This is a genomic window from Neptunomonas japonica JAMM 1380 (assembly GCF_016592555.1).
GTDB classification, from domain to species: Bacteria; Pseudomonadota; Gammaproteobacteria; order Pseudomonadales; family Balneatricaceae; genus Neptunomonas; species Neptunomonas japonica_A.
Genome location: NZ_AP014546.1, coordinates 2607299 through 2620432 on the forward strand (window position 1 = coordinate 2607299; position 13134 = coordinate 2620432).

10 protein-coding genes are annotated in these 13134 nt (G+C 46.0%); 1 reads left to right on the plus strand and 9 read right to left on the minus strand.

What is annotated here, in order from left to right; genetic code table 11:
* Positions 1–118 precede the first annotated feature (118 nt).
* The 7 genes from NEJAP_RS12190 to NEJAP_RS12220 form a co-directional block, all read right to left on the minus strand.
* Complete coding sequence (locus tag NEJAP_RS12190) at positions 119–928, minus strand: electron transfer flavoprotein subunit beta (RefSeq protein ID WP_201347502.1); 810 nt, start codon at positions 926–928, stop codon at positions 119–121.
* The gene (locus NEJAP_RS12195; protein ID WP_201347503.1) at positions 918–2210 is read right to left on the minus strand and encodes an electron transfer flavoprotein subunit alpha/FixB family protein; all 1293 of its coding nucleotides are present in this window, start codon (positions 2208–2210) and stop codon (positions 918–920) included. The genes NEJAP_RS12190 and NEJAP_RS12195 overlap by 11 nt, the downstream gene beginning before the upstream one ends.
* Positions 2210–4156, minus strand: a complete 1947-nt coding sequence (locus NEJAP_RS12200; RefSeq protein ID WP_201347504.1) for a (Fe-S)-binding protein — start codon at positions 4154–4156, stop codon at positions 2210–2212. Before NEJAP_RS12200 ends, NEJAP_RS12195 begins: the two co-directional genes overlap by 1 nt.
* A gap of 195 nt (positions 4157–4351) precedes the next feature.
* Positions 4352–6427: a dimethylglycine demethylation protein DgcA gene (gene dgcA, locus NEJAP_RS12205; RefSeq protein ID WP_201347505.1), complete on the minus strand. Its 2076-nt coding sequence runs from the start codon at positions 6425–6427 to the stop codon at positions 4352–4354.
* 172 nt (positions 6428–6599) lie between these two features.
* Entirely contained in the window at positions 6600–7130 is a 531-nt protein-coding gene (locus tag NEJAP_RS12210; RefSeq protein ID WP_201347506.1) for a 4-vinyl reductase, read from the minus strand.
* A gap of 98 nt (positions 7131–7228) precedes the next feature.
* The gene (locus tag NEJAP_RS12215; protein WP_201347507.1) at positions 7229–8206 is read right to left on the minus strand and encodes a dipeptidase; all 978 of its coding nucleotides are present in this window, start codon (positions 8204–8206) and stop codon (positions 7229–7231) included.
* Positions 8207–8476: 270 nt separating this feature from the next.
* A complete protein-coding gene (locus NEJAP_RS12220; protein ID WP_201347508.1) occupies positions 8477–9712 on the minus strand; it encodes a GlxA family transcriptional regulator in 1236 nt (411 codons plus the stop codon).
* Positions 9713–10202: 490 nt separating this feature from the next.
* On the opposite strand from NEJAP_RS12220, the gene NEJAP_RS12225 reads away from it, so the two are divergent.
* Positions 10203–10433: a VF530 family DNA-binding protein gene (locus NEJAP_RS12225; RefSeq protein ID WP_201347509.1), complete on the plus strand. Its 231-nt coding sequence runs from the start codon at positions 10203–10205 to the stop codon at positions 10431–10433.
* A 55-nt stretch (positions 10434–10488) separates the two neighbouring features.
* On the opposite strand, the gene NEJAP_RS12230 is transcribed toward NEJAP_RS12225, so the two are convergent.
* Both NEJAP_RS12230 and htpG read right to left on the minus strand, forming a co-directional pair.
* The gene (locus NEJAP_RS12230; protein ID WP_201347510.1) at positions 10489–10941 is read right to left on the minus strand and encodes a c-type cytochrome; all 453 of its coding nucleotides are present in this window, start codon (positions 10939–10941) and stop codon (positions 10489–10491) included.
* Between the two features lie 228 nt (positions 10942–11169).
* Positions 11170–13110 (minus strand): molecular chaperone HtpG, encoded by a 1941-nt coding sequence (gene htpG, locus NEJAP_RS12235; RefSeq protein WP_201347511.1) that lies wholly within the window; start codon positions 13108–13110, stop codon positions 11170–11172.
* Positions 13111–13134 lie beyond the last annotated feature (24 nt).

The window sequence follows — 13134 nt, forward strand, 5'->3', positions numbered from 1 at the left end:
ATTGGATTGACGCTTTTTGACAAGGCTCACACATAATATTATAAATTTTGTGAGCAAATATAACGATATAATGACTTTTTAGCGACCACAAGTGGCCGCTAATTATCAGTAAAGACGATTAACGCAACACGCCTTCTTCCAATAAAAGGTCAAATATAGCCTGTGCTTGTTCTGTTACTGGTTCATCTTTTAAAATCTTTCCTCCGCTCCCCTGTGGTTTTGCCGTCGCTGCCTTAAAGCGGTCAGCGGCCGTTTTCGCTTTAACAACTTTTAACCGCTTAGGCCGCTTACGTGCGGGTAACTCACTCCATTCACTTCGTACACCATCCGTTTCACTACTGGCCTGTTGTTGCTCCATTAGTGCACGACTAGCAGGACCAAATGCGCTTTGGCGAGGTTCTGCTGCGGCATTATCTACACTGGCAATAAACGGCAAGCGCACTGTCAAGGCACGGCGCTGCCCTCGCGGAAGAGCCTGTAGCACTTCGGCTACACCCTCTTTAATAGATACAATATTGGCGATACGCGGCACCACGGGCCAGCCCAACTTTTCAGCCAATAAATAAGGTACCATCCCTGAAGACTCACCACTTTCAGCACGCACGCCCGTTAAGATAATATCGGGAGCATGCTTGTGTAGATATTCGGTTAAGGGACTAACCGCATCAGCGCTCTCACGTAGCTGTATGACCCTTATAGACTCCAGCCCCATACCCGCGTAACTGCGCAATGCAGATTGCTGAGAGTCCCCGGCATGCAATACCGTTAAGTTTTGTTTTCCACGGCCCGCTTCAGCCAAAGACAAACCCAGCTCAACGGCTCTGCCGTCCTGTTCGGCACGACGGGCACGTCCTGATGTAGGATGCTTACCCACAGAAATTAACGAGACTATTTTTAAATCCATCGAGGTATTGGCATCAAGCTGCATCTTTGGCTCCCTCTTTTTCAGCGCTCTGGTTATGCGAAGCTTGTTGGCGATACGCATCAACTAAGCTTACTAGCTCAGCTAAAACTGTTTCAGCATCCCCAATCGTGCTTAAGTCAGCGCGTTTTACCATGTCACAACCGGCATCGGTATTGATTGTCACAACCTTGTCACACTGGCCAATCCCTTGCATGTGCTGTATTGCACCCGAAATACCTACTGCTAAGTATACGCGAGCAGTTACCCATGTTCCGGAGGCGCCGACTTGGCGAAAACGTGGCATATTGCCATCATCTACGGCTACACGGCTTGCACCTTCTGTTGCTCCAAGCACTTTCGCTGTTGCATGGAATTGATCCCAATTTGTAATGCCATTACCTGCCGCCAAAATAAACTCGGCCTCAGCCAACACAATAGCGTTAGGGTCAACCGCCACCTGCCCTAAATCATGCAACTCAGGCAACACCGCTTGAACGGGTGTCCACTCAACTAGCAAAGCTTCATGTCGAGTTTCATCGATAGGGTTAGCGCACTCTTGTGCCAACATCAGTAAACGAGGTGTATCACGCGTGATATCTATTGAGCCACCTGCACCACGGCAGATGGTTGTTTCAGCACTCACCTGCCACGCTTGTGTAGCAGGTCGCTCACCCAAACGTGCGGCTAAACGCGACCCTAAATCAGTGCCACCATGAACACTATCAGGGAACAACCAGTACTGGGGTTTAATACGTGCTTCTACTTGCTCTAGTGCAGCGACTTGTTGCTCAGGGCAATAACCTCCATATTCGGCGCCATCAAGTAATAACAAGCGATCAACACCGGCTTTATCAAAGCTATCTTCTTTACTAGCGCCAAAGACAACCGCCATTACAGCACCCTCTCCTGCAACACCAGCTTCCATCGATCTAGCCAGTTGATGCGCTTGCCCTAAGATATCTTTATCATGCGCAGTCAATCGGCCACCGACCATGTCAGGCACCACCACAATGGTGAAAGCAGGCTCACTGACTTGATGTAATGGTAATATCACCTCTTGCCTACTTTGTGCGTTACGCCGGCCAGTAATAGCAACTGCATTACCTTTGAGTCTATCGATACGTTTAATGCCATTAGGGCCAATAAAGCCCACTGAGTGAGGGTTCTTGCGTAATAAACCAGAAGGACCACGCACTTCAACGGTCTGCACAGCAACCGTGCTATGCAGTGGGTGCAAACGGTTACGTGCAATTCTTTCGGCGCGCGGGTCTCTACGAAGAAGTTGCAAATTATCAGAATCAGACATCAGAACGCCTCCTCAAGCTGATTTTCCACGTCACTTCCCGCTTCATCCTCAAGCAGTACGCCAGCCAAGATCTCAGCGATATCTTTTACTTGGGGACGTGGCTCAACAACCCCTTCGAGCATGGCTGTACATTGCTGGCAACCGACGGCTATTAATTCTGCTCCCGTGGATTGCACATCCTCCATGCGCATATCGGCAATACGGCGCTCTCCCGGTATATCCGTAATCGGAGCACCGCCACCACCACCGCAACAGCGTGAACGAAAACCTGAACGTTCCATCTCAGCAATTTCGATACCCAGTGCTCGTAATAACTCACGCGGGGCTTCATATTCGCCGTTATAACGTCCTAGGTAACAAGGATCATGGTAGGTAACTTTTCCACCTTTGAAGCTACTCAGCTTAAGCTTGCCCGCCTGCACGAGCTCATTTAGATAAGTGGTGTGATGCAAGATTTCAACATTATCGAATAAGCCGTCGGCAAAATCTGCGTACTCATTCCGTAAGCAGTGATAAGCATGCGGGTCGGTTGTCACGATACGCTTAAATTTATATTGACCCAAGGCCGCAATATTACGCTTAGCGAGACTTTGAAAAGTTGCATCATCACCTAAACGACGCGCCACATCACCGCTGTCTAGTTCCTCATCACCCAGTACGGCAAAGTCCACATTCGCGGCTTTAAGCAAGCTAACAAACGCACGTAAAATACGCTGGCTACGCATATCAAAGGCGCCATCAGAAACCCAAAAAACAACATCGGTTTCTTTAACATCTCGCAATAACGGCAGGTTTTGATCAGCGGCCCAGTTGGTGCGGCTCGCAGGCGCATTACCGTTAGGGTTATCGGTAGCGATAAGGTTATCCAGCACTTGTGCGCCCTTATTAGGCGTGCTGCCTGTTTCCATGGTAAGAAAACGGCGCATATCAACAATCGCATCAACATGCTCAATCATCATTGGGCACTCTTCAACACAAGCACGGCAAGTAGTACAAGACCACAAGGTGTCTGGATCAATTAAGCCTTCGGTGATTGTGAGTAGCGGGCCTCCGTTAGCCAGCCCAACCTCTTTACCTGGATAAGGGCTTCCGGCATAGTGAGCATCACTGCCACCTGCCATACCAACAACCATATCTTGAATTAATTTTTTAGGATTTAGCGGCTGCCCTGCGGCAAATGCCGGGCATACGGCCTCACACTTACCGCACTGTACACAAGCATCAAAACCTAAAAGCTGATTCCATTTAAAGTCTTCGGGCTTTTGTACGCCCAATACTCGCTGATCCAGCGCTACGGGTTTAAGTCCCGTTGAGCGTCCGCCACCAAAGCGTTCAGGACGGCGATGAAATGCTAGGTGAAGTGCTCCCGCAAAAGCGTGCTTCATTGGCCCACCCCACGTCATGCCAAGCAACATCTCTGACAACCCCATAGCAATAAAAACGCTGAGAACAACGGTCAGTAGCAAGCCACCCGCACCTTCAGGTAAAACACCCGCCATCGGCAGTGTCAGAATAAAAAAGGCGCTAGAAAAGGCGAGTAAACTTTTAGGTAGCCGCATCCACGGGCCTTTTGACAAGCGGCTCGGTGGGTTCAAACGACGTTTAAAGACAAAAACAGCACCAACAAACATCAATGCTAAAGAAGCAAGCAGCGCCCAGGCTAAAATCTGGCTCTGAATACCGAATAAATGGACCAACACAACTAATAACAGCGATAGCACAAAACCGCCACCAGTAGCCGCATGCGTTTTAGACATATATTTATCGCGCTCTACAATATCGTGCAGATCATGTAGATAACGGCCAGGCATCGCCATTAAGCCAGCAACAAAATCTACTGATTCAGGTTGCCCAGCTCGCCATAAATTCACTCGGCGTACAGCACCCACCACGGCTAGCAATAACGCTGTCGCGATAAGAAAGGGGTGTAACCACTCAAAAGTCATAATTCACCCTCATCAAACAGGTGGATGGGCAGTGGAATCTGCCCTGTTATTTTTATCAGCTCCAGTGTTGGAGCTATCTTTTTAAAACACGTCTGTTACCAGATAATGCCCAGAGCGTAATGAACGCCGATAGTGCAAGGCAAGAGCACCGCGAACCGGCTATTAACACAGCAATATCAAGTGCAATAGCTCTGATCAGAGATCCTTGCACAGGCGTAACGCATCATAAATAGCCGCATGAGCATTGCGTTGTGAAACACAATCACCCAGACGCCACAAGATCATATTGCCCTGTTTCTCTTCAGCAGAGAGGGCTAAAACAGGCTGTGGTGCAGCATCAAACAGCGCTTCGTTATCCAGCTGCCCCTTATTGCAAGAATCCTGCTTGAGTGCGTAATACAACTCTTCGTTTGGACGGATACCGTTTTCAACAACGACCTGGTCAACCACACGCTCCTCTTTCTGCCCGGTATATTCGTTCTCAAGTACCGCTACTAGGTTGTCACCTTCGCGGTAAACATTCATGAGCAACATGTCAGAGGTCATAACCACCTCTTTTTCATACAAGTTGCGATAGTAAGTAGGGAACGTAGTACCACCAATACCGACACCCGGCTTGATATCATCAGTCACTAACTCAACTAGTGAGCCTTTAGACGCCAGATAATCTGCTGCCGACATACCAGAGAATTCACAAATGGTGTCGTAGATCAGCACATTCTTACCCGGCTCGACCTTGCCCGTTAGAATATCCCAGCTAGAAACACACAGTCCTTCTGCTGCTCCCCATCCCGCTTCTTGATCAATAAACGGACGGCCACCCGTTGCTAAAATACATACATCCGGTTTTAGCTCATGGATCAGCTCAGTATCAGCACCCGTCCCTAATCGAACATCAACACCCAGACGTTCTATCTCCATGGCTAACCAACGAGTAATACCTGCCATCTGATCACGTTGCGGTGCTTTAGCAGCAATCACAACCTGGCCACCCAACTCTTCCTGTTTTTCAATTAGCGTTACATCATGACCGCGCTCGGCAGCAACACGCGCAGCTTCTAAGCCGCCAGGGCCACCACCAACAATCACCACTTTGCGCTTAACACCGGTGGTTTTCTCGATGATGTGCGGCATCCCCATATGTTCACGCGAGGTAGCAGCATTTTGAATACATAGAACATCTAGCCCCATGTATTGGCGGTCGATACAGTAGTTAGCACCGACACACTGGCGAATTTGGTCGACCTGATCATTCTTTATTTTTGCAATGATATGCGGATCAGCAATATGCGCACGCGTCATACCGACAAAATCAACATATCCTGCTTCCAATATACGTTTTGCCTGATTTGGATCTTTGATGTTTTGCGCATGAATAACCGGCACATCCACTACTTCTTTAATGCCAGCAGCAAGATGCAGGAAAGGCTCTGGTGGGTAGCTCATATTTGGAATAACGTTCGCCAGCGTGTTGTGGGTATCACAACCCGAACCCACGACACCGAAGAAATCTAATAAACCGGTATCATTGTAGTACTTCGCAATCTGCTTAAGGTCTTCGTGACTGAGACCGTCTGGGTGGAATTCATCACCACACATACGAATACCAACAACAAAGTCACGACCAACTTCTTCGCGTACCGCTTTTAGTACTTCAATACCAAAGCGCATGCGATTCTCTAAACTACCACCCCACTGGTCGGTACGCTTATTCACACGCGGTGACCAAAACTGATCGATCATGTGCTGATGTACAGCAGATAACTCAACACCGTCTAAGCCACCTTCTTTGGCACGACGTGCGGCTTGCGCAAAATCACCAATAATGCGCCAGATATCTTCTTCTTCAATCGTTTTACACGTAGCGCGATGAACAGGCTCACGAATACCCGATGGGGACATCAAGTTCGGCCAATCACCACCATCCCAACGGGAGCGACGCCCCATGTGGGTAATCTGAATCATTATCTTACCGCCGTGCTTATGCACCGCATCAGCAAGATTTTGAAAATGAGGAATAATACGATCAGTCGATAGGTTAACTGAGCTCCACCAGCTTTGTGGGCTATCTATCGATACCACACTGGAACCACCACAGATCGACAAGCCACAACCACCTTTGGCTTTCTCTTCGTAATACTTAACATAGCGTTCAGTCGTCATTCCGCCATCGGTTGCATAAACTTCGGCGTGCGCGGTACTCACTATACGGTTACGAATAGTCAGGTTATTAATTTTTAGCGGTTCAAACAGGAGGTCAAACTGGGACATGATCGTACCCCACCTTTACAGATTAACAGGTCACACAAAGCTAACGATATTAGCCTGATGACTCGTTTCGATTTTATTATTGGCGCAGACGGTTCTTGGCTGCGTTAACTCTTTTGAAACTTAACGGCAGTTGAAAACATGAGTGATGCTTTCAACGCCCTTTTAGCGCTGGTTATAAAGGCGTTACTTCAAAGTACCCGACATCACAACCTTCTTCTGCTGCACACTGAGTCTGAATGGCTTTAGTACGCACTTCATAACCCAAGCTTTCTGCGATCTGATCCATTGCTCCGGCAAACCAGCCCGTAAACATATAATCAACTTTACGGTTCACTTTTCCGTACTGATAAACGAAGGCCGAATTTTCCAAGCGTACTTTGGCCGTACCTTTTTCAAGATCAAGTTCTTCTGTGATAAAGAAGCCCCAACCGCGCTGCGATAAACGCTTCATGTAGTGTTCAAACACATCAGCACCCGACATACCGTGTTCAGCGGCTTCTTTCTCGCACCAGTAATGCGCTGATTTATAGCCCGCTTTATAGAGAATATCGGCGTACTTCTCAGCACCAATTTCTTCTTCAATACCCATATGATTGTTCACAAAAAAGTGACGCGGCACATATAACATCGGCAGCGCATCCGTCGTCCATACTCCGGTTTCATCATTAACATCAATTGGCATTTCTGGTGCATGTACGCTCATTTCTTCTGACCTCAAAATTCTTTTTGTTTTAATTATTTATGTTAATTTTTAATGCTAACGCCACATCGCTAAGCAATGCAGCGCCAGTGTTCAGGTAATCAGGCGCCCCAAACATCCTTAAGAAGCGTGATCCAGTTTTCGCCCATAATTTTGCGCACCTGTGATTCAGAGAAACCACGACGTAACAATGCTTCGGTCAGGTTAGGAAATTCACCCACCGTGCGAATACCTTCTGGATTGATAATCTTGCCAAAACGCGTCAAACGGCGTGCATAACCTTTATCGTGAGTCAGATATTCAAAAAAGTTCTGATCTTGGCCTTGAGTAAAGTCTGTACCGATACCAATGCTGTCTTCACCAACGATGTTGTAGATATACTCAATCGCTTCCACGTAATCTTCGATGGTCGAATCAATACCGTTTTTAAGGAAAGGTGCGAACATGGTGACACCAACAAAACCACCGTGATCTGCTATAAACTTCAGTTCAGCATCTGACTTATTACGAGGATGATCTTTTAAGCCGGTAGGTAAGCAGTGCGAATACGCCACACGCTTCTTCGATTCGAGGATAACTTCTTCAGAGGTTTTAGCACCCACGTGAGACAGATCACACAAGACGCCAACACGATTCATTTCAGCAACAATTTCACGACCAAAACCAGACAGACCACCATCACGTTCATAGCAACCAGTACCTACCAGATTCTGCGTGTTGTAACACATCTGAACGATACCAACGCCGAGGTCTTTGAATACCTGCACATAGCCAATTTGATCTTCATAGGCATTCGCATTCTGAAAGCCCATCATGACGCCGGTTTTACCTTCCTGTTTAGCGCGATGAATATCTGCTGTGGTATGCACTTTAATAAGCAGGTCACTGCTGGCTTCAATCAGCTGATTCATCTCAACAACATTGTTAACCGTATTCTGGAAATTCTCCCAGAAGGAAACAGTACAGTTAGCGGCAGTCAACCCACCTTTTGACATGTCTTCGAAAAGCTCACGATTCCATTTCGCGCAAATCAGACCATCAATAACAATGGCGTCTTGGTGTAGTTCAGCAGCGTTCATTTTTTTCTATCCTTCTATCCCGGGCTTTTCGCTTATGACTCAGCCCTGATTCAATAACACCTCAACAGATACGTTTGTTGAAGTGAGGGACAGACCGAATAAATCAATCTCCCCAACATTCAGGCCAGTGTAAAATTTCACAGGGATCATCATGACGCTGGAAGCGACTCTCTTGTTACCAAAACCGTCACTTGTGATTTGTTGTGAAATAAATGCAGTTGGATTCGGGATAGATGAGAACGAGATACAACTAAGTATGAGCAGGCTTAATTATTTTTTAATGCGGACACTGCCAAAAGTGGATTCTGAGCGCGCTTGCGCTAATGCATCACTCGCCGTCGAGTCACGCTTTCCTTCCTGCTGTTGAATATTTTTCCCGTTCTCTAAGGAAGGAACAGGCTCTTCTTTGTGGGCGCCCGACAACTCGCTGTCTTGCACTTTTAATTGCCTTCTTTGCGGCAGTTCTTCCGGTGGAGCGCGCTCTATTTCAGGCGGCACATTTTGCTTCACACTTTTAGCACGCGAATTACCCGAGCGCTCTTCACTCGGAGGAACCCCCATCTGCTCTCGATAGCATTTACTAAAATGAGGAGTAGAGACAAAACCACACGCGGTAGAGACTTCAATAATAGGTAAGTTACTTTGTTTTAGTAATTGACGTGCCCGTAGTAAGCGTAATTTCAAATAGTACTTTGAAGGCGAGCACTGTAAGTATTTTAAAAACAATCGCTCTAATTGTCGTCGAGAAAGGCAGGCATAGTGTGCCAGCTCATCCATATCGATTAACTCTTCTAAATTGGCCTCCATTAAGCCCACCACTTCAACCAACTTAGGCTGTGTCGTACCAGAAACATACTGTAACGGGACTTTTTGTTTATCTGTTTCACTGCGAATACGATCGCAAATGAACATTTCCGAAATCGCTGTACACAACAAGGTTCCATGTTCTTGCTTGATCATATGCAACATCATATCAAGCGGCGCGGTTCCTCCCGTGGACGTCATCCGGTCACGATCAATACTAAAAAGACGATTAGAACAACTGACGCGTGGGAAAGCTTCTTGTAATGCAGCGATATACTCCCAATGAGTGCTGCAATCATAACCATCTAATAACCCAGCTTCTGCAAGAACATAGGCTCCGGTGCAAATCCCTCCTAATCGACAACCTTTACGGGCCTGCATCTTGAGCCAATTAAGCTGAATTTTAGAAAAAGCACGCGTAACATTAATCCCGCCAGCGACAATAACAACATCCAGTGATGCCGTATTAAGTAGACTAGAATCAGGTGTTATTCGAATGCCATCGCTGGCACTAACCGGCAGGCCTTCTTCCGTAAGAGTAAACCACTCATACAGTGTTTCCCCACTCAACTGGTTAGCCATACGTAAAGGCTCAACAGCGGAGGCTAGTGATATCATCGTAAAATTATTGAGTAACATAAACCCAATTTTTTTCGTTATGAAGGCACTACCACCTTGATTATCAGTACTCGACTCACTCATTACTAAACCCAAGCCACACCGTTAATAAGCCTACATTACGCTATCAAGAAGCTCGAATAAATGGCCCAAAGACACATAGAGCGACAAGTCAACCACACACCACTCGTTACCTAAGCTTTGCTGAAGGCTTAACTCACAAAGCACCTAGATAAAGGCAATAGAAAAGCCAGAAGCCCGAAATCCCTGGGTGAGGTTCTCTGAGTATGACGTCTCAGATCAAAAATAACCTAGGCTTCTGGTAAAAAGGGTTAAGAACCAGATAATAGCGGTCACACAGATAAGAGCCATGACTGGCGACGCCGAGACAAAGCCCATTTACGACAGGTAAAATTTAGCTACGAAGCTAAAGCGGGTTAATGCAAGATAGCACAGCAATCGCTTATCCAATTGCGTATAATCGGCGTCAACTTTCTACCAGCCAGCCTATTGTTGGAGAGTTTTAAATAAATTTTTTGTGATAAAACCAATCACCCCAGGACAGATACTATCAATGAGTGATCAACAAAATGAGCCCCAAAAGAACAACCCTCTACACGGATTGTCTCTTGAGAAAATAGTCACCGCTTTGGAAGCGCACTATGGGTGGGAGCATCTCGGACAACTGATCAACATTCGTTGTTTTCAGAGTGATCCGAGCATTAAATCAAGCTTAAAATTTCTACGAAAAACGCCTTGGGCACGCAGCAAAGTTGAAGATTTATATATAAAAACGCGTTTTTAACAGGCGAATGTTTACATTCACACGCGCTCTATAAAACTGACAACTTGTTAGCAAATCAGCTGCTTTCGCGAAAACGGTCGTGGCAACTTTTGCACTGCCTAGCGGTGTTCCCATAAGTAGACCTGAGATCATCTTTATCTTCAGCCCCTGCTTTTGATGCCAGTTCAGCCGTTGCCTTTATCAAGTTCTGCATATACTGATCAAAGCGCTCTTGCTGATACCACATTTCAGATTTCAGCCTTGTGGGTAGTTCAGTATTTTTTGTTTCGTCTATAAAGCCTTCGCCAGGCAGTTTAGATAACACAGAAACTGCCGTCGCACGGCGCTTAAACTCTGCTGCATCATAAGGGATTCGCCCCTGAATCATGGCACCCATTTTTTTAAAGTGCCAGCCCATCGCATTAAAAGCCGCTTGGCGATATTCCACGTAATCATCTGAACGCTGTTCTTGAGCATTACTCAACATAGGCAATAACAATAAACCTGCACACATTATCAATTTTTTCATTTTAGCATCGTCAATTTGTGTTAAATCTGCATACAGCTGCCTGCTAAGCAGCAATACAAAAAAAGTAAACATGAGTTGAAGCAAACGATTGAAGCATATTTGCTAGCGATTAAAAAGCCACCCTTTTAATCGCCTACTGTCATTAGCTAAATAAATAGCCTAACAACGGCCGCTATTCAGGCACAAAAAAGCGGGCATATAGCCCGCTTTTAAATACCCATCATAAATTTACTGGCTTAATTCCAGTAGTAGTTTATTCAGGCGCGCAACATAGGCTGCAGGGTCAGACAAATGCCCACCTGCGGCTAAATCTGCTTGGTCAAAGATAATAAATGCCAATTCACCAAAACGATCTTCATCAGGCTCTTGATCCAACTTCTGAATCAGAGGGTGCTCTGGGTTTACTTCAAATACGGGCTTAGAATCGGGAACAGCTTGACCCGCTGCTTCCATAATCTGGCGCATTTGAGCACCCATGTCGTAGGCATTCAATACCAAGCATGCAGGAGACTCAGTTAAACGATGTGTTACACGTACATCCGATACCTTATCTGAAAGACGTGTTTTCAAACGCTCTACAAGACCTTCTGCTTCTTTAGCGGCTTCTTCTTGTGCTTTTTTATCTTCTTCAGTTTCAGTTTCGCCCAGTTCTAATTCACCTTTAGTGACATCCTGAAGCGACTTACCATCGAAGTCGAACAAGTGGCTCATCATCCACTCATCAACACGCTCAGTCATCAATAATACTTCGATACCTTTCTTACGGAAGATCTCTAAGTGCGGGCTGTTTTTAGCTGTGTTGTAGTTTTCTGCGACAACGTAGTAGATCTTAGTTTGGCCTTCTTGCATGCGGCTAATGTATTCATCCAGTGATGTTGTTGGCTCTTCACTGTCTGTATTAGTGGATGCAAAACGCAATAGCTTCATGATTTTTTCACGGTTAGTGTAATCTTCAGCTGGCCCTTCTTTGATGACGCTACCAAACGCTTTCCAGAAAGTAGCATATTTTTCTGGCTCATTTTTAGCCAGCTTAGTTAGCATATCCAGTACGCGTTTTGTCAGTGCTGAGCGCAACTTATCAACGTTTGGATCTTTCTGTAAAATTTCACGAGATACGTTCAGTGATAGGTTATTTGAATCAACCACACCTTTAATAAAGCGCAAGTACAATGGTAGGAAAGAGTCGGCCTGATCCATTACGAAAACGCGCTGGATGTATAATTTCAGACCGCGTGGTGCATCACGATTCCACAAGTCATAAGGCGCAGTTTCTGGCACATACAACAAGCTCGTGTATTCTAGATTACCTTCTACACGGTTATGGCCAACGGTTAGCGGGTTACCAAAGTCATGCGAAATATGCTTATAGAATTCGTTATATTCCTCTTCAGAAATATCACCTTTGTTCAATGTCCACAAAGCCGTTGCGCTGTTAACTGTTTCCAGCTCCAACGGAGCAGCTACTTCTTTCTCTTCGCCTTCAGCGACCTCATCTGCAGCGCTTTCTTCACCTAAAGGTGCTTCTTGCATCATCATGACTGGCATAGCGATATGGTCTGAATATTTACGTACAAGGTTACGTAAACGCGAGCCATCAGCGAACTCTTCTTCGCCTTCTTTCAAATGCAATACGATTTGTGTACCACGTGTTTCTTTTTCAATCGTCGCAATACTGAACTCACCTTCACCAGCCGAGTTCCAATGCACACCTTCAGTGCTAGGCGTACCAGCAGCACGTGTATACACATCCACTTGCTCAGCAACAATAAATGCAGAATAGAAACCTACACCAAACTGTCCGATTAACTGGCTATCTTGCGCTTGGTCACCCGTTAGCTGGCCTAAAAAGCTCGCTGTACCCGATTTAGCAATCGTACCGAGATGTTCAACAACGTCATCGCGGCTCATGCCCACGCCGTTATCTTCGATTGTGACGGTTTTTGCTTCTGGATCAAAACTAACCGTAATTTTTAGATCACCGTCATTTTCGTAAAGATCACCATTTGAAAGTGCTTTAAAACGTAATTTTTCAGCCGCGTCTGATGCATTGGAGATCAGCTCGCGCAGGAAGATCTCTTTGTTAGAGTACAAAGAATGGATCATCAGATTAAGGAGTTGTTTTACTTCCGTCTGAAAACCAAGCGTTTCTTTCTGCGTTTCTGTGCTCATAGATACAGTACCTTATTCTCTTAG